Origin of the sequence: Pseudarthrobacter sulfonivorans, assembly GCF_014712225.1 — a bacterium.
GTDB classification, from domain to species: Bacteria; Actinomycetota; Actinomycetes; order Actinomycetales; family Micrococcaceae; genus Arthrobacter; species Arthrobacter sulfonivorans.
In genome coordinates this window covers 12886-34855 of sequence record NZ_JACXBW010000009.1, presented here as the reverse complement: position 1 = coordinate 34855, position 21970 = coordinate 12886, and the positions used below count along the sequence as shown (strand labels likewise).

The window sequence follows — 21970 nt, the reverse complement described above, 5'->3', positions numbered from 1 at the left end:
CCGGGCCGGGAACCCATGTCCCCGGCCCGGCTGTCCAAGACCGGCGGCTAGCTGCCGTTGGGCTGGCCGAGCCGTCTGATGCCGGTGGCCTGGGTGGCGTCCCGGATCTCCCCTACGAGCTGTTCAATGACGTCTTCCAGGAACAGGACTCCGTGGGTCTGTCCGTCTGCGCCAATGACGCGGGCAAGGTGCGAACCGGTGCGCTGCATGACCGACATGGCCGTTTCAACTTCGTCGCCCAAAGCCAGGTTGGCCAGCGAGCGGATCCGGCTCTCCGCGATGGGGTGCTGGTAGTCCTCATCCGGAATCGACAACACATCCTTCACGTGGAGGTAGCCCGAAAGCATGCCGTCCCCGTCCACCATCGGGAACCTGGAGAAGCCCGTCCGGCTGACAGCCTTTTCGAACTCCACGGGCGTGGTGGCCTCTCTCAGCATGACCAGCTTCTCCACCGGCACCATGATGTCCGCCGCCGTATATTCGGAAAACTCCAGGGCACCTGTGATGAGGCCGGCATCGTCATCCACGAGCCCGTGACGGGTGGATTCCTGCACGATCGACTGGACCTCTTCGAGCGTGAAGGACGAGTTCACCTCATCCTTGGGCTCAATCCGCAGGAGTTTGAGGATGTGGTTGGCGGACCAGTTCAGCACGAAAATGACCGGGTTCACCAGCCGGGCCACGAACATCAGCGGCGGGGCGAGCAGCAAGGCAGCCTTGTCCGCCACCGATACCGAGATGTTCTTCGGCACCATCTCCCCAAACGTCACGTGCAGAAAAGTAACCACCATCAGCGCAATGGCAAACGCCAGCACATCGGCTGCCTCGACCGGCAGCCCCACAGCTTCCAGCGGAGCAGCCATCAGGTGGTGGATGGCGGGTTCGGCCACCTGCAGGATCAGCAGCGAGCAGACGGTAATGCCCAACTGCGCACAAGCCAGCATCAGCGAGACATTCTCCATGGCCCGCAAGGTGGTCTGTGCCCGTTTGGAACCGGCGTCCGCGAGGGGTTCGATCTGGCTGCGCCTCGCTGACATCACGGCAAACTCGGCGCCGACAAAGAACGCATTGCCCAGCAGGAGGACCACCAGCCAGGCTATGCCTGCCCAGTCACTCAAGGCGTGCTCCTGTCATCCGTGTGCCCAGGCTCAGGAGCAACTGGGTGGAAGCAGATCCGTTCGATCCGCCGGCCGTCCATGCGTGTCACGCTCAGCGTGCCGCCACCAACCGGGACGGTATCGCCGACTGCAGCGATACGGCCCAATTCGCTCATGACATACCCGCCAACGGTCTCGTAGGCGGCCTCATCCGGGACAGTGAGTCCCGGAATCTGTTCGAAAAGTTCGTCGGGCCGCAGCAGCCCGGGGAAATACCAGTCCCCGGAGGCGCTCTGAAGCAGTCCGGGCCGGACTTTGTCGTGCTCGTCGGCCACCTCGCCCACGATTTCCTCCACGAGGTCCTCGAGGGTGGTGATGCCGGCGGTTCCGCCGTATTCATCGAGCACGACGGCGAGCTGCAGGTTTCCTTCGCGCAGCTCGGCCAGGAGCGCATCCAGATGGATGGTCTCCGGCACCCTGAGGACATCGGTCATGATGGCGCCCGCCTCCAGGTTGGCGCGCCGGTCCCACGGCACGGCCACTGCCTTCTTGACGTGGACCAGGCCTTTGATGTCGTCGGCGGAGTCGCCGATGACGGGAAAGCGGGAGTACCCGGTGCGCCGTGCGGCGTCCAGGATATCCGAAACCGGCTGGTCGGCGTCGATGGTTTCCACCCGGATGCGGGGCGTCATCACATCGGCGGCGGTCCGGGCCGAGAAGTTCAGGGTCCGCGCCACGAAGTTGGCCGTACCGGCGTCGAGCGTTCCCATGGCGGCGGAGCGCCGCACCAGGGAGGCAAGCTCCGCCGGCGTCCGGGCACCGGAAATCTCCTCCTTGGCTTCAAGGCCGAAGACATTGAGGACCTTGTTGGAAAAGCCGTTCAGCAGCACGATGGCGGGCTTGAAGATGGCCGTAAAAATCAGCTGCGGCCGCGCCAGCGCCCTGCCAACCGGGAAGGACAGCGCGATGGCCATATTCTTCGGCACCAGTTCACCGAGGAGCATGGACAGCAGCGTGGCCAGCGCCATGGCAATGATCAGCGAAACAGAAGCGGCAGCGACGGCGGGAATTCCGACGGCGGCCAGCGGACCTTCGAGGAGCCGCCCCACTGACGGTTCCATCACGTAGCCGGTAAGGAGCGTGGTGAGGGTGATGCCGAGCTGGCAGCTGGATAGCTGGGTTGAGAGGGATTTCAGGCACTTGAGCAGGGGCACGGCACCGGTGTCACCGTTGTCGATGGCCTTCTGGACTGTGGCCTGGTCAAGGGCAATCAGGGAAAATTCGACGGCGACAAAAAATCCTGTGCCGGCGATCAGCAGGAGGCCTGCCGCGAGGAGCAACCACTCCATTCAGCATCCCGCCTGAAGGTCGGGGAAAGCGGAGTGAATCCGGGGGAAACTGCCCGGCGGAGGATGGTCGGCCGAAGCGGACTCTGTTTCCATAAAGGCTCCGCCGGAATGTACCGAGGGGGAGCGATGGGCGCGTGTTCGGGGTTTGCCGGCTCTGCGGGTGGACTGCGCGAAGCTGTGGTTCATGCTCCGCTGACAGCCCCCAGGCCGGCACCTAGATTTACTGTCCATAAGAAGTTCAGTCTACAGGAGCGGATTGCGCCTTCCGCGTGGCCCCGGCTTTCGCCACATTTCGCGATCTCCATGTCATTCCATGATTTGAGTCACCGTTATTGGCAGTTAACACAGAATGCTCATTAGACTGGCAAAGGTCCGGGTTCAGGACGCAGAAACTGGTTCGATTGTTGTGCTGAGGCACGTGGCGGCCAGAGGGACATCAAACTCATGGAAGAGGCGTATTTCAAGTGCCAGAGCAGCCTAGCCACCGTCTACCAGAGGAATTTGGCGGAAACGAGTGGCTCGTTGACGAACTGTACGAGCAATACCAAAAGGACAAGAACACGGTGGACACCAAGTGGTGGCCCCTGTTCGAATCCTTCGACTCGGGCAGCGAATCGTCTTCCAACGGGAGCTCGGCAGCCGTCGCAGCCAACCCCGCCACTCGTGAAATGCCTGCCGTAGCTCCGGCTGCGGCGCCTGTTGCATCTGCCCCGGCACCGGCGCCGGCGGCACAGCCTGCAGCACCGGCGGCCGCTCCCGCAGCGGCACAGAAAGCCCCCGCTACGGTCGCCCGCGACGGCGCGAAGAAGGCCGAGCCCGGCAGCTCCGTCCAGCCCATCCCGGCGCAGCTGCCCAAGAACCTCAAGGCGCCCACCGCCCCGGAAGAGAATGTCGTTTCCGTCCTTCGCGGCCCGGCCAAGGCCATCGCCACGAACATGATCACCAGCCTTGAGGTTCCCACGGCCACCAGCGTCCGGGCCATTCCCGCCAAGCTGCTGATCGACAACCGCCTGGTCATCAACTCCAATCTGGCGCGGGCACGCGGCGGCAAGGTTTCCTTCACCCACCTGATCGGCTACGCCGTGATCCGGGCGCTGGCGCAGTTCCCTTCCATGAACGTCTACTACGACGAAATCGACGGCAAGCCCGTGGCTGTCCAGCCGGCGCACGTCAACTTCGGCATTGCCATTGACATGCCCAAGCCGGACGGCACCCGCCTGCTGATGGTGCCGAACATCAAGAAGGCGGAGACCCTCAACTTCTCCGAGTTCTGGCACACCTACGAGGACCTGATCAAGCGGGCCCGCAACGGCAAGCTGACCGCTGATGACCACTCGGGCACCACGGTCTCCCTGACCAACCCCGGCGGCATCGGCACCGTCCACTCCGTGCCGCGCCTGTCCAAGGGCCAGGCTGCCATCATCGGCGTGGGCGCACTGGACTACCCCGCCGAGTTCCAGGGCGCGAGCGAAAAGATCATCGCGCAGAACGCCATCAGCAAGGTCCTCACGCTGACCTCAACCTATGACCACCGCGTCATCCAGGGTGCCGGCAGCGGCGAGTTCCTCAAGCTGGTGCACCAGCTGCTCCTCGGCGCGCAGAACTTCTACGACGAAATCTTTGAGTCCCTGCGCATCCCGTACGAGCCCGTCCGCTGGAGCCCTGACCTGCAGGTTGACCCCGCCGACGAAATCAACAAGGTTGCCCGGATCCAGCAGCTGATCCACTCCTTCCGTGTGCGCGGCCACCTGATGGCGGACACCGATCCTTTGGAGTACGTCCAGCGCAAGCACCCGGACCTGGACGTCCTCACCTACGGACTGACCCTCTGGGACCTGGACCGCGAGTGGCCCACCGGCGGTTTCGGCGGCGCTCCCATGCTCAAGTTCCGGGACATCCTCGGCGTGCTCCGCGACGCCTACTGCCGCACCACGGGCATCGAATACATGCACATCCAGGAGCCGGAAGAGCGCAAGTGGTTCCAGGACCAGCTGGAGCACCCGTACTCGAAGCCCAGCCGCGAAGAGCAGCTGCGCATTGTGTCCCGGCTTAACGCTGCGGAAGCATTCGAAACCTTCCTGCAGACCAAGTTCGTTGGCCAGAAGCGCTTCTCCCTCGAAGGCGGCGAATCCCTGATTCCGCTGCTGGACGCCGTCATCTCGGAGGCCGCTGACGACGGACTGGACGAGGTCGCGATCGGCATGGCCCACCGCGGCCGCCTGAACGTGCTGACCAACATCGCCGGCAAGACCTACGCCCAGGTGTTCCGTGAATTCGAGGGCACCCAGGATCCCCGGTCCGTGCAGGGCTCCGGCGACGTGAAGTACCACCTCGGCACCGAAGGCACGTTCACCTCGGAAAACGGCAACGAGACCAAGGTTTACCTGGCCGCGAACCCGTCCCACCTTGAGGCCGTGGATTCCGTGCTTGAAGGCATCGTCCGCGCCAAGCAGGACCGCTTGGACCAGGGCGAGGCCTTCCCGGTCCTGCCCATCATGGTCCACGGCGATGCTGCGTTTGCCGGCCAGGGCGTGGTTGCCGAAACGCTGAACCTGTCCCAGCTCCGCGGCTACCGCACCGGCGGCACCATCCACGTGGTGGTCAACAACCAGGTGGGCTTCACCACCGCACCGTCGTCCTCGCGCTCGTCCACCTACTCCACGGACGTCGCCAAGATGATCCAGGCGCCGATATTCCATGTGAACGGTGACGATCCCGAGGCCGTGGTCCGCATCGGCCAGCTCGCCTACGAGTTCCGTCAGCGCTTCCACAAGGACGTCGTGATCGACATGGTGTGCTACCGCCGCCGTGGCCACAACGAGGGCGACGACCCCTCGATGACCCAGCCCATGATGTACAACCTGATCGAAGCCAAGCGCTCCGTCCGCAAGCTGTACACCGAGGCTCTGATCGGCCGTGGCGACATCACCGAGGAAGAAGCAGAGCAGCTGCTCCGCGACTACCAGGAACGGCTGGAACGGGTCTTCGCCGAAACGCACGCGGCCCAGACCTCGCCGATCCCGATCATCACCGCTGATTCGGCCGCCGTCTCGGACATTGAGCGTCCCATCGCCCAGCAGGCAGACTTCGGCACGAACGCCCCGGCCTCCACTGCCATCTCTCCGGAGACCCTGGCCCGAATCGGCCAGGCTCACATCGAAATCCCCGAGGGCTTCACGGTCCACGCCAAGCTCAAGCAGCTGCTCGAGAAGCGTGAGCAGATGTCCCGTGACGGCGGCATCGACTGGGGCTTCGGCGAGATCGCCGCGTTTGGCTCGCTGATCATGGAAGGCGTTCCCGTCCGGCTCGCCGGCCAGGACTCGCGCCGCGGCACGTTCGTGCAGCGCCACGCCGTGTTCCACGACCGCGCCAACGGCAACGAGTGGCTGCCCCTGGGCAACCTTTCGGACAACCAGGCCAAGCTGTGGATCTACGACTCCCTGCTCTCCGAATACGCCGCCATGGGCTTCGAATACGGCTACTCCGTGGAACGCCCGGATGCCCTGGTGCTCTGGGAAGCGCAGTTCGGTGACTTCGTCAACGGCGCGCAGACCATCATCGATGAGTTCATCTCCTCGGCCGAACAGAAGTGGGGCCAGCGCTCCTCCCTCGTCCTGATGCTGCCGCACGGCTACGAAGGCCAGGGCCCGGACCACTCGTCGGCCCGCATCGAACGCTTCCTGCAGATGTGCGCCGAAGAGAACATGATCGTCGCCAACCCCACCACGGCGGCATCGCACTTCCACCTGCTGCGCCGCCAGGCGTACAGCCGCCCGCGCAAGCCGCTGATCGTCTTCACCCCGAAGCAGCTGCTGCGCCTCAAGGCTGCCGCCTCGTCGGTGGAGGACTTCACCACCGGCGGCTTCCGCCCCGTCATCGGTGACCATGAGCAGCTGGCGGCCAACGCCGTCGAACGCGTACTGCTGGTCTCCGGGCGTCTGTACTACGATCTTCTGTCCACGCGGCAGAAGACCGATGACAAGACCACCGCAATTGTCCGCGTGGAGCAGCTCTACCCGCTGCCGCACGAGGAAATCGCGGCGGAACTGGCCAAGTACCCGAACGCCGAGGTTGTGTGGGCACAGGACGAGCCCGCCAACCAGGGCCCGTGGCCGTTCATGGGCCTGCACCTGCCGGACGCACTCGACCGGCGCGTGCGCCTGGTGTCGCGTCCCGCCTCGGCCGCCACGGCCGCCGGCTCCATGAAGCGGCACGCCGTCGAGCAGGATACGCTCCTGAAGCAGGCATTTGCACGGAAGTAACACCAATGGCTGCCCGGCCGGACGTCGAAATACCAGACTCCGGCCGGGCAGTTCTGTTTAATGGGATGAACCATAGCCACGCCGGCTGGTGTCAGTCGGCACGGACGTAAAGAGGGACTTGTGGAAGACAGGAAGCTGCGGCTCGCAGCTGTTGGAGATGAACTGCTGGCCGGGCTGGGCGATCCCAGGGCGCATGGCTGGCTGGGCCGTGTACTGGCCCGCACTCCGCAGGACGGCATGGCCATGGAAAGCTACGCCCTCCCCTGTCCCCAGGAAGGCACCGAGGGGCTCGCCGCCCGCTGGCTGGAAGAAGCCGGGCGGCGGTTCAGCGGCGCCCACGAGAACCGGCTGGTGATCGGCCTTTCGGGCCGGGACATCGAATTCGGCCTGTCCACCGCCCGCAGCCGCCTGAACCTGGCCAACATTCTGGATACCGCGTCGCAGAACCGGATCGAGGTCTTCGTGGTGGGGCCACCGCCCACCCTGGACCCTCTCCAGAACCGCCGCCTCGCCGAGTTGAACACCGCCTTCGCGGACGTGACCACGCGGCGCAAGCACCTCTATGTGGACACCTTCTCGCCGCTGCTGAACCACGAGCAGTGGCGCCAGGACCTCGCCGCCAACAGCGGGACCCCGGGCCAGGCGGGGTACGGCCTGATGGCCTGGCTCGTCCTGCATCGGGGCTGGTTCCAGTGGCTCAAGATCGACACCCCCGAGTAAACCGCCCAACGCTCTCTCACTTACTGCGGGCTTTTTGCCAACCTTCTGTCACTACATGCGGGTTTTTTGCCAACCTTCTCTCACTCTCTGCCGGGACGGCTCCCGGATTCGCGATATATCTTGACCTTCGCTGTGCGCCGATATACCGTGAGGTAAGCAATCACGATATATCGCGGCTTTGGAGGATACATGTCAGAGAACAGCTGGACCGTCACCGGCCCGCAGGTCATCGACGTCGACGACGTCAAGTCACTGAAGCTCGGCATGGTCCGCGGGAGATTCGACATCGTCACCCACGCGGACTCCGTGGTCCGCCTCGAGATCAACGACGTCCAGGGCGATCCTGTCGCGGTGTCGCTGACGGACGGCAGGCTTGAAATCCGCCATCAGCTGCACGGCCCGCAGGGTTGGTTCAAGAACCTGATGGGCACGGTCAACCACAACAGCAACAATTCCGCGGTCATCAGCATCGCCGTGCCCGCCGGCGTCGAGGTGGAGGCCGGCACGGTCAGCGGTGATGGCCTGGTGTCCGGCATCAGCGGGCACACCCGGCTCAACACCGTGTCCGGTTCGGTGATGGCGGACGGGACCTCCGGTCAGTTGCACGTCAATACCGTCAGCGGCGAGGTCATCGCCCGGAACCACGACGGCGTCCTCACCGCCAAGAGTGTCTCCGGCGAGGTCACGGCCTCCGGCCGGTTCACGAACATCCGGGCCAATACCGTCAGCGGTGACATGAGCTTCGACCTGCTCAGCTTCACGAACGATTTCGGTGCCAACTCCGTTTCGGGCGATGTCACCATCCGGTTGCCGCACGACGTCGGCGTGGACATCGTGGCGAAATCCGCCAGCGGTGTGGTGGTGATCGACGATCGCCAGTACTCCCAGCCCGGCGGCAAGGTGGAAACCATCGCAGGCCCGGACCGCAAACTGATGCTGGTCCGCACCAATTCCGTGTCCGGCAAAACGTCCATCTTCCACGGCCAGCCGGCCCGGAACGACGGTGCGCAAGAGCCGGAAGCTGGGCACTAATGCCCCCGGTGTTCGCCCATGGTGCGCTTCGGCTGTACCTTCTGGCGCTGCTGGAATCCGGGCCTAAGCATGGCTATGAATTGATCAAGGCGCTCAGTGAACGGTTTGGCGGCACCTACTCCCCCAGCGCAGGAACCATCTACCCGCGCCTGGGCAAGCTCGAGGAGGAAGGGCTGGTTGCCACCGAAACAGCCGGCCGCCGCACCAACTACCGCATCACTGCAGCGGGGCTCGCAGAACTGAACAAGCGCCGGGACGAACTCGCCGGCGTCGAAAATGACATTTCCGCCTCGGTCCGGCGGCTGGCGGACAACCTGCGCGCGGACATCCGCGCCAACATGCGCGGCCTGCGGGCAGACCTGGCTGCCACGGCCGAGGCAGCCCGGTCCACCGCCCGCGCCGCCGACTTCAGGAAAGCCGGCAGCCGGCAGCCATCCGAAGGGATCCGCGAACTCAAGGAGGCCGAAATGCTGCTCCAGGCGTTCCGGGACGATCTCCGTGTCGAACTTCGGCTGCAGGCCAGCCGGCAGCCACTGAGTCCCGTCACCTTGGAAACGGTCAGGACCGTGCTTGATCAGGCGCGCATCTCCATCCGCAACTCCCTGCCAGACGGAATGCCGGGCTGAACAGGAGGTCACCGATGTCTACGGGAGGCGTTTCGCGTTTCGCGGCGTGTCCCATGGTGTGGGAGACTTGAGGGCAGCTCTTTTGAGTACCAACATTTAAGGAGGCCAGCTATGAGCAAGCGTGCACGTAAACGTCGTGACCGTAAGCGTGGCGGCGCGAACCACGGGAAGCGCCCCAACACCTAAGCCAATGCTTGGAGTAACGGTTTAAGCGAAGGACCCCGGTAGCCACCTGGCTTCCGGGGTCCTTCGTCTTTGCCTGCTAACGCTGTTCAGGCCGCCGCGGTTTCAGGCAGCCGCCGCTGTCCCTAACTCCGGTGTCAGGCGTCCACCGGGCGGATGGCGTGGATCCGGTCCAGGATGGCGTTCTTCAGGTTGTCCGGCGCAGCCTCAGTGCAGGAGCGCTTGACCATGTTGCGGATGACGCACTCAAGGTCATACTGCTCGGTGCATTCAGGACAGTCATCAAGATGGTGCTTGATTTCGGTAATGTCCTCGCGGGTCAAGGCTCCGTCGAGGTACTCGTAGATGCGTTGCATCCGCGTGTCATCGCAGTCGCCCAATCCTTGGCAGTCGCTCATTTCCTGTTCTCCTGTTGTGTGCTCGCGGCCGTTTCCTGTGATTCGACGGCGCCTTTGAATCCTCGATCGGCGGCATAGTCCGCCAGCAGGTCCCGCAACATTTTCCGGCCGCGGTGGAGCCGGGACATCACAGTGCCGATTGGCGTGTTCATGATGTCCGAAATTTCCTTGTACGCGAAGCCCTCGACGTCGGCAAAGTACACCGCCAGGCGGAACTCCTCGGGGATGGACTGCAATGCCCGCTTGACGTCGGAGTCCGGCAGATGGTCCAGAGCCTCAGCCTCAGCCGACCGCAGCCCGCGGGAGGTGTGTGACTCGGCCCGCGCCAGCTGCCAGTCCTCGATGGTGTCCGAGTTGGACTGCAACGGCTCGCGCTGCCGTTTGCGGTACAGATTGATGTACGTATTGGTCAGGATCCGGTACAGCCAAGCCTTGAGGTTGGTACCGGGCTTGTACTGGTGGAACGCGGAAAACGCCTTGGTGTAGGCCTCCTGCACGAGGTCCTCGGCATCAGCGGGGTTCCTGGCCATGCGCATGGCGGCCGAGTAGAGCTGATCGACGTACTGCATGGCGTCACGCTCGAAGCGGATGCGGCGTTCCTCGGTGGACTCGGTGGCTATGTCCACGGCCTGCTCATCCGAACCGGATTCAACTGGTTCAGGCCCGGCCGCCGGAGACGCTGCCGTTTCAGGGACAGGCGCTGCCGACCCGGCCGCAGGCGTTTGCGCCGCAGCCGCGGGCGAACCGGACCGGGCGTCGCCGCTGGTTTTGGCGCCGCTTTGCGGGGCCCCATACATGGCCTCAACGGCCGGATCCACGGTACTCATTGCGCCCAAGTCTACTGTGACAGCCTTGGCGCGCGGCGTCCCGTACTCCGGAGGATCTGATTCCAAAGCCTGCAGTATGAGGGGACCGGATGTCTCCAGCCCGTCTTTCAGCAACCTCAAGGGCCACTCCGTTCTCTTTCAAGCCAACTTGAGATAGGCCAGCGCTCCCGGCAACGTATCTGGCCAGCTAAACCGACTGCCGCCGGTGTTCGGCGGACCTGAAATCCATAACGGCGGTTGGCGGGCAAATATTCCTCAAAAGTGCAAGACTAGAACGGACTTCGCCGCATTCGACGCGGTTCGTCCAGCCAGGAGGAAATTCATGTCCTTTGTCCGCACCCTTGCCCGGCCCATGCTGGCCTCCAGTTTCGTTCTCGCCGGACTGGACAAGCTGAAGAACGCCGACGACACCGCGCAGCAGCTCTCTCCGCTCCTGCAGAAGGCCGCCGCGTCGCTGCCGTTCCAGGCTGACGAGAAGATGCTGGCCCGGGTGATCGGCGGGACCCAGGTGGGGGCCGGCGTGCTGTTTGGGCTGGGCAAGTTCAGCCGCCTTTCGGCCACCGTGCTGACAGTCATCTCTCTCCTGAACACGTTCGTGGAGTGGCGCAGCGCTGACATCAGCACCAAGGCAGGCCGCGAAGCCCGCCGAAACCAGCTGCTGAAGAACGTTTCCCTCAGCGGCGGCGCCCTGCTGGCCTCGGTGGACACCGCCGGCAAGCCCGGCCTCGCCTGGCGTGCCGAGCACATTGCTGCTGATGCCCGGAAAACTGCTGCGGAGGCCCGGAAGACGACGGGCAAGAAGCTCCACGAGGCGGACAAAGCTGTGCGCCGCGCCGTGCATGCAACGGGGGCATAAGGCCGAATGACCGGTTCCACCCCGCCAGCATCCCTCGGTTCCGACAACCTCATCCCGAACTGGCCTGCCCCGTTTGCCAGCCGTCCCATCAACGCCACCGTCACGGTGCCGGGTTCGAAATCGCTGACCAACAGGTTCCTGGTGCTGGCCGCGCTGGCTGACGGCCCGTCCCGCCTGCGGGCACCCCTGCATTCCCGCGACTCAGCCCTGATGATCGATGCCCTCCGCCAGTTGGGAGCCACCGTCACGGAGGTGCCCGGGGACGGCGCTTATGGGCCCGACCTTGAGGTTACGCCGCTAAGCCAGGATGCGGCGTCGTCACGCACGCATATCGATTGTGGCCTGGCCGGAACGGTGATGCGTTTTGTGCCGCCGCTGGCGGCGCTGCGGAAGGGTGCCAGCGTTTTCGACGGCGACCCCCACGCACGGAAGCGCCCGATGGGCGCCATCATCGAGGCGCTGCAGGCGCTCGGCGTGGCCCTGACAACGGACGACGGCGGAACCCCCTCCGCGCTGCCGTTCACCGTTGAAGGCACCGGCGAAGTCCGCGGCGGCCACCTGGTCATCGACGCCAGCGGGTCATCACAGTTCGTTTCGGCCCTCCTGCTGGTGGGGGCGCGGTTCACCGAGGGACTCCACCTGGAGCATGTGGGCAACCCCGTGCCAAGCCTGGACCACATCAATATGACCGTCGCTGTCCTCCGCGGCGCCGGGGTTTCCGTGGACGATTCCACGCCAAACCACTGGGTGGTGGCCCCGGGCCCCATCCGCGCCTTTGACCAGCGCATCGAACAGGACCTCTCCAACGCAGGCCCTTTCCTGGCCGCGGCCCTGGCCTCCGGCGGGACAGTGAGGATCCCGGACTGGCCTGCCGAAACCACCCAGGTGGGCGACCAGTGGCGCACCATCCTCGCAGACATGGGCGCAGACGTCAGCCTGGTTGACGGCGTCCTCACCGTCACCGGCGGAGCCGAGATCAAGGGCGCGGAATTTGATGAAACCAGCGAGCTCGCCCCCACCGTGGCAGCTCTTTGCGCGCTGGCCAGTGGTCCGTCACGGCTGACCGGCATCGCCCACCTGCGCGGCCACGAAACTGACCGGCTGGCAGCCCTGGTCACCGAAATTAACCGCCTCGGCGGCGACGCCGAGGAGACCACGGACGGCCTGGTGATCCGCCCGGCCACGTTGCATGCCGGCGTCGTGCACAGCTACGCGGACCACCGGATGGCCACCGCCGGGGCCATCCTGGGCTTGGCCGTGCCGGGCATTGAAGTGCAGGACATCGGGACCACCGCCAAGACCATGCCGGAATTTCCGCAGATGTGGGCGGACATGGTGGCCCAAGGCGCAGCGCCCGCCGAGGGCATGGAAGGTCACACCGGTGGCCCGCAGCACTGATTCGTGGGACGAGTCCGACGTCCGGATCCGGCCCAGCAAAAAAGGCTCGCGGCCCCGCACCAAGGACCGTCCCAGCCACGACGACGCCGTCACAGGCCGGATCATCACGGTGGACCGCGGCCGCTACACCGCCGTCGTGGGCGAGGACTCGGGCGACGAGCGGATCATCATCGCCGCGCGCGCCCGTGAACTGCGCCGCTCCCCCGTGGTGGCCGGAGATTTCGTGTCCCTCGTCGGAGACGTCTCCGGGGATCCCGACACCCTGGCGCGCCTGGTCCGCATTCAGGACCGCCGCACCCTGCTGCGACGCAGCGCCGATGACACGGACCCCATCGAGCGTGCGGTGGTGGCCAACGCCGATCAGCTGGTTGTGGTGGTGGCCGCCGCCAACCCGGAGCCACGCACCGGATTCATCGACCGCGCCCTGGTGGCAGCGTACGACGCCGGCATTGAACCGCTGCTGCTCGTCACCAAGGCGGACGTCAAGGATCCGGCGGAACTGTTGTCCAACTACGAGCACCTGGACTTTCCGGTCATCATCAGCCGGACAGCCGATTCCGCCGCCTCGGGCATCGATGCGCGCTCCGACGACGGTCTTTCGGCCCGGCTGGACATAGACGCCGTGTCGCAGCTCCGCGCCTACCTGGACGGCAAAGTCACCGTGATGCTGGGGCATTCCGGCGTGGGCAAGTCCACCATGGTCAACGCACTCACCGGCGCCGAACGGGCTACCGGCGGCGTGAACGCGGTGACGGGCCGCGGCCGCCACACGTCGTCGTCGGCGCTGGCCTTGAAACTCGCAGGCGCACCGGCCGGAAGCTGGATCATCGACACCCCGGGCATCCGTTCGTTCGGTCTGGCCCATGTGGACGCGGACCGGATCCTGCGGTCCTTCCCGGACCTGGAACCGGGCACGGACGCCTGCGAGCGGGGCTGCAAACACAACGCAGCCGCCGTCAACTGCGGGCTGGACACGTGGGTGGCCGAGGGGCAGGCCGGCCCCACCGGGCCGGCCCGGCTGGCCTCCCTGCGGCGGCTGCTGGGCACCGACCCGCGGCTGGAAGGCCAGGAAACCAAGGAACTGGGCAGCATCAGCTAGCGCCCGGACGCCGAGGTCCCCAACCCTGCGGCCGTTAGACGGTAGTTTGGAAGCATGATCCAACCCGCTTCAAGCTACAACGATGACCTGCGCCTGGCCCATGTGCTGGCCGATTCCGTGGATGACCAGACCATGAGCCGCTTCAAGGCGCTGGACCTGCACATCGAGACCAAGCCTGACCTGACGCCGGTCACGGACGCGGACAAGTCGGCCGAAGAGGCCATCCGCGGCCAGCTGTCCCGCTCGCGTCCCCGGGACGCGGTGCTCGGCGAGGAATTCGGCAGCTCCGGCCACGGCTCCCGGCGCTGGATCATTGATCCGATCGACGGCACCAAGAACTTTGTCCGCGGCGTCCCGGTCTGGGCCACCCTGATTGCACTCGTGGACGAGGGTGAACCTGTGGTGGGCGTGGTCAGCGCGCCCGCCTTGGGCAAACGCTGGTGGGCCGCAAAGGGGGCCGGCGCCTACATGGGCAAGTCCCTCGCGGCAGCAACCCGGCTCAGGGTCTCGAATGTGTCCAACCTCGCCGATGCGTCCCTGTCCTATTCCAGCCTGGGCGGCTGGAAGGAACGCGGCAACCTGGACGAGTTCCTGGGCCTGACCGAGGACGTCTGGCGCACCCGGGCCTACGGTGACTTCTGGTCTTACTGCATGGTGGCCGAAGGTTCCGTCGACATCGCCTGCGAGCCGGAACTGAACCTCTACGACATGGCCGCCCTCGTCCCCATCGTGGTCGAGGCCGGCGGGCGTTTCACATCGCTGGAAGGCCAGGACGGGCCGTTCGGGGGCAACGCGCTGGCCACCAACTCCATCCTGCACTCCGAGGTACTCAAACGACTGAACCCGGAGCTGGACGACCTGCTTTAGACCTTGTCTTCCGAATATTCAACGGCGGGCGCCTCCACCCAGGGGGCGCCCGCCGTCGTTTCTTCGACAAAACCGCCGTTGCTCAAACAGCCGTAACAAACGCCTTAACATTTCGCCGGGCTTTTCCGCAGCCGCGGAGATGTCCTACGCTCTTTAACAGGTCACGAGTGCCAGCGCTAAACCCCGGTTTGCTGGCCGGCAACCCTCCATTCGCGGTGGGGTGCCCCGGGTGACGACCAGGCCGGTCCTCAATGGACACGGCAAGCGCGGATTCCCGGTACAGGGAGTCCTTTTAAAGTGAGGTCTCCGTGACAACTGCCACCGTCTCCCCCGCCGTCCAGAACACCGCCGCCGCAGTCAGCGCAGCACGTGCCGGCGAACTTGCCGCCGTTGCCGGACGCCCGCTGTCCGCCGTCACCGGCGCTGAAATCCAGGCTCCGCTGATCCAGGGCGGCCACATCCGCTACGCCAACCTCGACTACGGCGCCTCGGCCCCGGCCCTCTCCGTGGTCTCGGCCTACCTCAATGAGATCCTGCCGTACTACGCCAGCGTCCACCGCGGTGCCGGTTATGCGTCACAGATCAGCACGTCCGTCTACGAGAACGCCCGGAACATTGTGCGGGACTTCGTGGGTGGCCGGCCGGATGACTCCGTCATCTTCACCCGCAACACCACCGACTCGCTGAACCTGCTGGCCGGCTGCCTGCCGCACCGGGACGGCCAGCCCACCGGCGACGTCCTCTACCTGGACATCGAGCACCACGCCAACCTTCTGCCGTGGCAGGGCGTACCGCACCGCAGTGTGGTGGCCGCTCCCACCATCACAGGGACCATTGCGGCCCTGCGCGCCGAACTTCAGCAGGGCCAGGTCAGCCTGCTGGCCGTCACCGGAGCCTCCAACGTGACCGGCGAAATCCTCCCCATCCGTGCCCTCGCCGCACTGGCCCACGAGTACGGGGCCCGCATCGTGGTGGACGCCGCACAGCTCGCACCGCACCGGCGCATCAACATCAGCGCCGACGACATCGACTACCTCGCGTTCTCCGGCCACAAGCTCTACGCACCGTTCGGCGCCGGCGTCCTGGTGGGGCGCACGGACTGGCTCGACGCCGGCACTCCGCACCTGGCGGGCGGCGGCGCCGTCCGTGAGGCAAAGCTCGACGGCGTCAGCTGGGCCACCGGCCCGGCCCGCCACGAGGGCGGCTCCCCCAATGTCCTCGGTGCAGCCACGCTGGCCCGCGCCACCCAGGTCATCGCGTCATTGGACCAGGAACGCTGGCACGCCCATGAGGCCGCCATCAGGTCCTACCTGGTGGCGGGGCTGCAGAAGATCGACGGCGTGACGGTCCACCAGATCTTCTCGGACACCGATCCCGGCACCGGCACCATCGGCGTAGTGAATTTCTCGGTGGCCGGTTACGACGCCGGACTGGTTGCCGCATATCTTTCGGCAGAGCACGGTGTTGGCCTGCGGGACGGCCGATTCTGCGCCCACCCCCTGCTCAAACGCCTCGGCCTGCCTTCCGGCTCACTGCGCGCCAGCTTCGGCGTGGGGTCCCGGCTGGAGGACGCCGAACGGCTGCTCGCCGGCCTCGAACAGCTGCGCCGCACGGGCCTGGGCTGGGACTACGTGGTCGATTCAGGCCGCTGGGTGCCCGCAAATGACACCCGCACCTACCCGCACTGGGCACCGAACACGCCCGGCACTGCCGGCGCGGCTCCCTGCCTCGACGACTGACCTCGCTGGCTAGGCCTGGGCGGTGGCGCTGTCTGTAGGCTTCACGATCCGTGCCGGGTTCCTGATGCCCGACGCTGAGACTGCGCCACCGATGACCAGGAGGATGCCGGTGGCGATCAGCACCCGATGGAATCCGTCCAGGTTAAGCTGTTTCCCGGCGATGAGTCCGACGAAGGCGATGCCAACCAGACCCGCTACCCGGGCAACCGCGTTGTTTGCTGCCGAGCCAATGCCGGACTGCTGCTCAGAGATCGAGCCCAGTATCGCCGCGGTTAGCGGTGCAACTGTTGCCGAGAGCCCCACCCCAAAGAGGACAATTCCCGGCAGCAGTTGATTCCAGTAATTGACGGGTATTTGCGACGACACCATCAGGAAGTAGCCGAGGCCGGCACCGGCCGGGCCCAGAGCCATGAACCAGCGCGGGCCGTATCGGCCGGCGAGGGAACCGAACCACGATGACAGGCAAATGCTCAGCAGGCTGACCGGCAACAGGGCGAGGGCGGCGAGTGTCGCCGAGTAACCGGCCACCTGCTGCAGGAAGAGCACGATGATGAATCCGCCGATGGAGAGCGCGGCATAGATGAACATGGTGGCCAAATTGCCTGCCGCAAAGTTCCTGACAGCGAAGAGACTCAGCGGCATGAGCGGCTGTTTCGCTGTTGCCTGCCGCCAGATGAACGCCGCGAAGCAGACGGCTCCCAGGATCAGGGGCAACAGGATGCCGGGACTTCCCCACCCCTGTGTGCCCTGTTCGATCAGGGCATAGACCGGTCCGGCCAGCCCGAGCACACACAGCACGGCCCCGGGGTAATCAATGCCCACCCCTGCCTCGCGGACGTCCCTGGCGCGAAGCACAGCCAGCAGACACAAGGTCACCGCAATCGGCACAACATTGATGCCAAACACCCACCTCCACCCGACAGAATCCACCAGGACGCCACCCACCAGCGGGCCGGCGATGAAGGCCACCGTGGTACCTGCGGTCCACTGGCCAATGGCCTTGGCCCTGGCAGGCCCGTCAAAGTGCGAGGTGATGAGCGCCAGCGAACTGGGCACGAGTAAAGCCCCGGCAATACCTTGAAAGGCCCGGGAGATTACCAGGATTTCAGCGGAGGGGGCGAACGCGCACATCAGTGACGTCACCCCGAAACCAAACAGTCCGGCGCGGAGAATGAGGATCCGTCCGAGTACGTCAGAAAGAGATCCTGCAAGCAGGATGAGTGACCCGAGAGTGATCAGATAGGCGTCAACGACCCATTGCTGGGTTGTCAGGCCGCCGCCCAGATCACGGGATATGGCAGGTAATGCCACGTTGATGACGCTGCTGTCCAAAAAGGACACCAAAGAGGCGAGAATCGAAATCCAAAGGACGAGTCCCTGGGCACGTGTCGTCGGAGGAAAGCCCACTCCTCCAGTAAACACCGCCAGCGCGACTGCGGGCTGTTCACTGGCATCAGGTAGTTTAAATTTGAAGGATACCCAAGTACATCAGTTGAAGGAGGCCGCACGTGGCACGGGGTGGCCCCAGGCTTGACCACGGACGCCGCCTGGAGCTCGGACAGAGCTTCCAGGACGGCGGCGAACACTACCAACGCGTACGCCCCGGCTACCCCGGCGACTCTGCCGACTGGCTGGTGCCGGTCGGTGCCCGCGATGCGGTGGATGTGGGTGCCGGCACCGGCAAATTCGCCGCGCTCCTGCTCGAGCGCGGCCTTGCCGTCTCCGCCGTTGACCCCTCAGCCGACATGCTGGAGCAGTTGCGCGCCCACTATCCGGCGGTAGCGGCAACCCGCGGCACTGCAGAGGCGACCGGGCTGGCCGACTCCTCGTTCGACGTCGTCAGCGTTGCCCAGGCGTGGCACTGGTGCGATCCGCTGCCAGCCAGCACCGAACTCGCGCGGATCCTCCGTCCCGGCGGAACGCTGGGACTGATCTGGAACCAGTTGGACACCTCCGTTCCCTGGGTGCACCGGCTGTCGCGCATCATGCACGCCGGAGATGTCTACAAGCCGGGCTTCCGGCCGGTGGTGGGGCCTGAGTTCGAGGGCCTTGAAAGCCATGTGACGCGATGGGAGGACAACCTCAGCACCGCGGACATTATGGAGCTGACGAAGTCCCGCAGCTATTACCTGCGGGCCGGCGAAGCCACCCGCAACAAAGTCCTGGCAAACCTCGACTGGTACCTCCACGAGCACCTTGGGCACGGCACCGACGAGGACATCAACCTGCCGTATCTGACCCTTATCTGGCGGGCCGTCAAGGCGTGAGTGCCGCGGACCACCGGGTAGGCTTGGAATCGTGAAGACCAGCGCCCCCTCTTCCTCGATCGAGGACTACGTCAAGGTCATCTACGGCTTCACGGAGTGGCAGGACAAGCCCATCACGTCCTCGCAGCTGGCGCAGCGCCTCGGCGTGGCCAACTCCTCGGTCTCGGAGATGGTCCGCAAGCTTAAAGACCAGGGCCTGGTGGACCACAAGCCCTACAGCGCCATCACCCTCACACCCGCCGGCATCCGGCTGGCGCTGTCCATGGTCCGCCGCCACCGCCTCATTGAGACCTACCTTGTGGAGGAACTCGGCTACAGCTGGGACGAAGTCCACGACGAAGCTGAACTGCTCGAACATGCCGTGTCGGACACCTTCATTGAGCGCATGGCAGCCAAATTGGGCGACCCCCGACGCGACCCGCACGGGGATCCGATCCCGACGGCGGACGGTGCGGTCCTGATGCCCGAAGCCCACCTGCTCGGCGAACTCGATCCCGGGCACACCGGCCGGATCACCCGGATCAGCGACGAGAACCCGGACCTGCTCCGCTATCTTGCGGCAGAGGATATCGACCTCGACGCCGACGTGGAGGTCATGGGCCGGAAGCCGTTCGGCGGGGCCCTGGTGGTGCGGATCAATAACGCCGGCAGGACGCGGGACTACGATCTCGCCGACGAAATCACGGCCGCGCTCTGGGTGCACACCAACCAGCCGCACGTAGGCTGCATCCTCGGCGACAGCTGAATGAAACACGCCGGGATGCCTGACTGGCGTGCCTGGCTGGCCGTCGCCGCGGGAGGGCTCGCCGGGACGGAGCTCCGGTACGGCCTGGGGCTCGTATTTCCGGACGCCGCCGGGGCAGTACCGTGGACCACGCTGGGCATCAACGTTGCCGGGAGCTTCGTCCTGGCCGCCCTCACCACCCTGTGGATCGCCCGCCCGCACACGGCCTTCTGGGTCCGCGCCGGTCTGGGCCCGGGGCTGCTTGGAGCCTTCACCACCTTCTCCGCACTGGTCTTCTCGATTGACCAGCTGGCGCGGGCCGGGGAACATCCGGTGTGGCTCATCTATCTGGGACTGTCGCTGCTGCTCGGCTTGGGCGCTGCAGCCGCGGGCTGGCGGACGGGGCGGCTCATGGTGGACCGGACGGAGGCAGTCCGGTGATGGGCGCTGCCCTGGTGGGAGTATTCGGGGTGGCGGGCGCCCTGCTGCGTTTCGCCGTCGACAGCTGGTTCGCCCACCGCACCCAGCGGCATGGCAGCAGCAGCGCCGGCCACCGCACGGGAAGTTCCACCGGCACGCCCCGGCACTGGCCCTGGGCCACGCTGGTTGTAAATGCCACCGGATGCCTCATCATTGGGCTGTCCATCGGCATTACGGGAAGGCTCGGGCTGGCACCCGAGTGGCAGACCGCCGTCGCCACGGGCCTTGCCGGCGGGCTGACCACCTTCAGCTCCTGGACGACAGCGACCGTGCGGCTCCTGAGTGAGTCGCGGTCCGGGGCCGCGGCCCTCAACGTGGGCGCCAACCTGGCCGCTGGCTTTGCCGCGGCGGCAATCGGCATAGCCATCGCTTCGTAAGGGCACCGCCAGCTGACCTCCGGCGGCGGCCGGGTTTGGTACGGTCCCGTATCGTTGACTCTGATGATTAGCAGACGCGACGCGGCAATTGCCCTTGATGTACCGATGGAAATGGCCCAGCGCCACGGCATTCCCAAACGCCTCTCCGAGGCGGAGCTGGGCGAAATCCTGGACAACCCGCCGGCGTGGCTGGTCCAGTCGCGGGCCAACCGCACCGGCAAGCGCCCCGTGTGGGTCCATTTGGAATGCGCCGTCTGCGGCTACGAGGAAGCGGCCCGGCCCAAGAAGTGGTGGCCGGAATTCACGTATGTTGTGTGCGGGCACCATGCCCCGAACGAAGTGCCGAGGCTTCAGGAAGGCTTCATCCGGAGCGAATTCGACGGCGTCGGGACCCGCTTTGTGGGCATTGCGGACGTTCCCGCTGCCGCCTGATTCCGGGCATTACATTCCGCGCCGATCAGGCGTAGTTTACGAAGTGGGACGCCCCCGTCCCGTGTCGTAAGGAGCACGCCATGCCGGACAAATCACCACACCAGCAGCTGAACAAAAAGCCTGTTAAGACGATCAAGGAAAAACGGGCCGAGAAGAAGGCCAAGAACCCGATCGAGGGCGCTCAGGATCCCGTGGCGCACCTGAAGAAACGCCGGTAGCAACTACCCGTTTGCTGCCATCTCTTCCGGTACGGCCACAAGGTCCAGCTCTTTGCCGTCCCTCAGCACCCTGACCGGCAGCGGCTGGCCGATTGCGTCGGCGAACAGCAGCTTCTGCAGGCTTTCAGCGTTGCTGACGGGGCGGCTTCCGGCTGTCAGGATGAAGTCACCCGCCCGCAGTCCGGCCCGGTCGGCGGGCGACCCGGCCAGCACCTCCACAATCCTGAGTCCGTCGCGCTGTCCGGTCCTGATCACCGCGCTGGCGCTGAGCCTGCTGGGAGTGCTGACAACGCCGAGATAGGCCCGCCTGACACGGCCGTCCTTCAGCAGCGCGGAGATGATCCGCCGTGTGGTGGCGTTGATGGGTACGGCCAGGCCCAGCCCGGCGCCGGCCACTGCGGTATTGATGCCCACGATCCGGCCATGCGAATCGGCAAGGGCGCCGCCGGAGCTTCCCGGGTTGAGGGCCGCGTCAGTCTGGATGACGTCCTCGATCACCCTCCTGTTTCCGCCCTGCCACACGGGAATGGCCCGGCCGAGGCCGCTGACCACGCCCGCGGTGACTGAACCCGCGAGTCCCAGAGGGTTTCCGACGGCGATGACCAGTTGGCCCACCCGCAGGGTTTCGGCCTCGCCGAACTGTGCCGGGGCCACTTTCGGGGCCCGTCCGCGGACCACCGCCAGGTCGGACAACGGATCCGCGCCCACGAGCTCAAGATCAGTCCTGCTGCCGTCGGCAAAGGCGGCATGGCCCTGGTTGGTCCCCGCCACCACGTGTGAATTCGTGAGGAGATAGCCGTCCTCGGTGAAAAGCACCGCAGACCCGGCGCCCACGTGGAACCTGCCGTTCCTGCGGTTCCCGGACATTTCGATGGCCGCGACGTGCGGCGTGACGGTCTCAGCCACGCGCATGACTGTTTCCGAATACGAATCCAGCACACCGCCGTCGTACTCTTCCGGATCGGGTTTACGGGCCGGTTCCATGGCGCACCTCCTGGCTGCCTTTTTGTTTGCTCCGG

General features: G+C 65.5%; 22 protein-coding genes and 1 riboswitch. Of the genes, 16 read left to right on the top strand and 6 right to left on the bottom strand.

Features of this window, described 5'->3' with window-relative positions; genetic code table 11:
* Positions 1 to 47: 47 nt before the first annotated feature.
* Together IAQ70_RS12730 and IAQ70_RS12725 are read right to left on the bottom strand one after the other, a co-directional pair.
* Positions 48 to 1118, bottom strand: coding sequence for a hemolysin family protein (locus IAQ70_RS12730; RefSeq protein ID WP_190989688.1), 1071 nt, complete (start codon positions 1116 to 1118; stop codon positions 48 to 50).
* The gene (locus tag IAQ70_RS12725; RefSeq protein WP_190989687.1) at positions 1115 to 2446 is read right to left on the bottom strand and encodes a hemolysin family protein; all 1332 of its coding nucleotides are present in this window, start codon (positions 2444 to 2446) and stop codon (positions 1115 to 1117) included. Before IAQ70_RS12725 ends, IAQ70_RS12730 begins: the two co-directional genes overlap by 4 nt.
* A gap of 464 nt (positions 2447 to 2910) precedes the next feature.
* On the opposite strand from IAQ70_RS12725, the gene IAQ70_RS12720 reads away from it, so the two are divergent.
* From IAQ70_RS12720 to IAQ70_RS23330, 5 genes are all read left to right on the top strand, one after another.
* Entirely contained in the window at positions 2911 to 6708 is a 3798-nt protein-coding gene (locus IAQ70_RS12720) for a multifunctional oxoglutarate decarboxylase/oxoglutarate dehydrogenase thiamine pyrophosphate-binding subunit/dihydrolipoyllysine-residue succinyltransferase subunit (RefSeq protein ID WP_190989686.1), read from the top strand.
* 120 nt (positions 6709 to 6828) lie between these two features.
* A complete protein-coding gene (locus tag IAQ70_RS12715; RefSeq protein ID WP_190989685.1) occupies positions 6829 to 7428 on the top strand; it encodes a GDSL-type esterase/lipase family protein in 600 nt (199 codons plus the stop codon).
* 189 nt (positions 7429 to 7617) lie between these two features.
* Positions 7618 to 8460 carry a DUF4097 family beta strand repeat-containing protein gene (locus IAQ70_RS12710; RefSeq protein WP_190989684.1) on the top strand — a complete coding sequence of 281 codons (843 nt, stop codon included), beginning with the start codon at positions 7618 to 7620 and terminating at the stop codon, positions 8458 to 8460.
* Positions 8460 to 9086, top strand: a complete 627-nt coding sequence (locus IAQ70_RS12705) for a PadR family transcriptional regulator (RefSeq protein ID WP_190989683.1) — start codon at positions 8460 to 8462, stop codon at positions 9084 to 9086. Before IAQ70_RS12710 ends, IAQ70_RS12705 begins: the two co-directional genes overlap by 1 nt.
* 111 nt (positions 9087 to 9197) lie before the next feature.
* On the top strand, positions 9198 to 9272 hold the full coding sequence (locus tag IAQ70_RS23330; protein WP_369299106.1) for a 50S ribosomal protein bL37: 75 nt from the start codon (positions 9198 to 9200) through the stop codon (positions 9270 to 9272).
* A 134-nt stretch (positions 9273 to 9406) separates the two neighbouring features.
* On the opposite strand, the gene rsrA is transcribed toward IAQ70_RS23330, so the two are convergent.
* Together rsrA and IAQ70_RS12695 are read right to left on the bottom strand one after the other, a co-directional pair.
* Positions 9407 to 9667 (bottom strand): mycothiol system anti-sigma-R factor, encoded by a 261-nt coding sequence (rsrA, locus tag IAQ70_RS12700; RefSeq protein ID WP_190989682.1) that lies wholly within the window; start codon positions 9665 to 9667, stop codon positions 9407 to 9409.
* Positions 9664 to 10494, bottom strand: a complete 831-nt coding sequence (locus IAQ70_RS12695) for a sigma-70 family RNA polymerase sigma factor (RefSeq protein ID WP_223860011.1) — start codon at positions 10492 to 10494, stop codon at positions 9664 to 9666. Before IAQ70_RS12695 ends, rsrA begins: the two co-directional genes overlap by 4 nt.
* Before the next feature lie 322 nt (positions 10495 to 10816).
* Here IAQ70_RS12695 and IAQ70_RS12690 point away from each other — a divergent pair, with 322 nt between their 5' ends.
* The 5 genes from IAQ70_RS12690 (at position 10817) to IAQ70_RS12670 (ending at position 16453) form a co-directional block, all read left to right on the top strand.
* Entirely contained in the window at positions 10817 to 11350 is a 534-nt protein-coding gene (locus IAQ70_RS12690) for a DoxX family protein (RefSeq protein WP_190989681.1), read from the top strand.
* Positions 11351 to 11356: 6 nt separating this feature from the next.
* Entirely contained in the window at positions 11357 to 12748 is a 1392-nt protein-coding gene (aroA, locus tag IAQ70_RS12685) for a 3-phosphoshikimate 1-carboxyvinyltransferase (RefSeq protein WP_190989680.1), read from the top strand.
* Positions 12732 to 13847, top strand: coding sequence for a ribosome small subunit-dependent GTPase A (gene rsgA / locus IAQ70_RS12680; RefSeq protein WP_190989679.1), 1116 nt, complete (start codon positions 12732 to 12734; stop codon positions 13845 to 13847). Before aroA ends, rsgA begins: the two co-directional genes overlap by 17 nt.
* 54 nt (positions 13848 to 13901) lie before the next feature.
* Entirely contained in the window at positions 13902 to 14714 is an 813-nt protein-coding gene (gene hisN / locus IAQ70_RS12675) for a histidinol-phosphatase (RefSeq protein WP_190989678.1), read from the top strand.
* Positions 14715 to 14873: 159 nt separating this feature from the next.
* Positions 14874 to 14987: riboswitch (SAM riboswitch) on the top strand.
* 35 nt (positions 14988 to 15022) lie between these two features.
* Positions 15023 to 16453 (top strand): aminotransferase class V-fold PLP-dependent enzyme, encoded by a 1431-nt coding sequence (locus IAQ70_RS12670; RefSeq protein ID WP_190989677.1) that lies wholly within the window; start codon positions 15023 to 15025, stop codon positions 16451 to 16453.
* 9 nt (positions 16454 to 16462) lie between these two features.
* Here the strand turns inward: IAQ70_RS12670 and IAQ70_RS12665 are convergent, their stop codons facing one another.
* Positions 16463 to 17860 (bottom strand): MFS transporter, encoded by a 1398-nt coding sequence (locus IAQ70_RS12665; RefSeq protein WP_317983653.1) that lies wholly within the window; start codon positions 17858 to 17860, stop codon positions 16463 to 16465.
* 101 nt (positions 17861 to 17961) lie between these two features.
* Between IAQ70_RS12665 and IAQ70_RS12660 the strand changes: the two genes are divergently transcribed.
* From IAQ70_RS12660 to IAQ70_RS12635, 6 genes are all read left to right on the top strand, one after another.
* Entirely contained in the window at positions 17962 to 18720 is a 759-nt protein-coding gene (locus tag IAQ70_RS12660) for a class I SAM-dependent methyltransferase (RefSeq protein WP_190989676.1), read from the top strand.
* A gap of 31 nt (positions 18721 to 18751) precedes the next feature.
* Positions 18752 to 19465, top strand: a complete 714-nt coding sequence (locus IAQ70_RS12655; protein ID WP_190989675.1) for a metal-dependent transcriptional regulator — start codon at positions 18752 to 18754, stop codon at positions 19463 to 19465.
* Between the two features lie 15 nt (positions 19466 to 19480).
* Positions 19481 to 19885, top strand: coding sequence for a fluoride efflux transporter FluC (locus IAQ70_RS12650; RefSeq protein WP_223860010.1), 405 nt, complete (start codon positions 19481 to 19483; stop codon positions 19883 to 19885).
* Positions 19885 to 20301: a fluoride efflux transporter FluC gene (locus tag IAQ70_RS12645; RefSeq protein ID WP_190989673.1), complete on the top strand. Its 417-nt coding sequence runs from the start codon at positions 19885 to 19887 to the stop codon at positions 20299 to 20301. The genes IAQ70_RS12650 and IAQ70_RS12645 overlap by 1 nt, the downstream gene beginning before the upstream one ends.
* 63 nt (positions 20302 to 20364) lie before the next feature.
* Positions 20365 to 20733, top strand: a complete 369-nt coding sequence (locus IAQ70_RS12640; protein ID WP_190989672.1) for a hypothetical protein — start codon at positions 20365 to 20367, stop codon at positions 20731 to 20733.
* Between the two features lie 80 nt (positions 20734 to 20813).
* Positions 20814 to 20951, top strand: coding sequence for a hypothetical protein (locus IAQ70_RS12635; RefSeq protein WP_190989671.1), 138 nt, complete (start codon positions 20814 to 20816; stop codon positions 20949 to 20951).
* A 3-nt stretch (positions 20952 to 20954) separates the two neighbouring features.
* On the opposite strand, the gene IAQ70_RS12630 is transcribed toward IAQ70_RS12635, so the two are convergent.
* The gene (locus IAQ70_RS12630; protein WP_190989670.1) at positions 20955 to 21935 is read right to left on the bottom strand and encodes a S1C family serine protease; all 981 of its coding nucleotides are present in this window, start codon (positions 21933 to 21935) and stop codon (positions 20955 to 20957) included.
* Positions 21936 to 21970 lie beyond the last annotated feature (35 nt).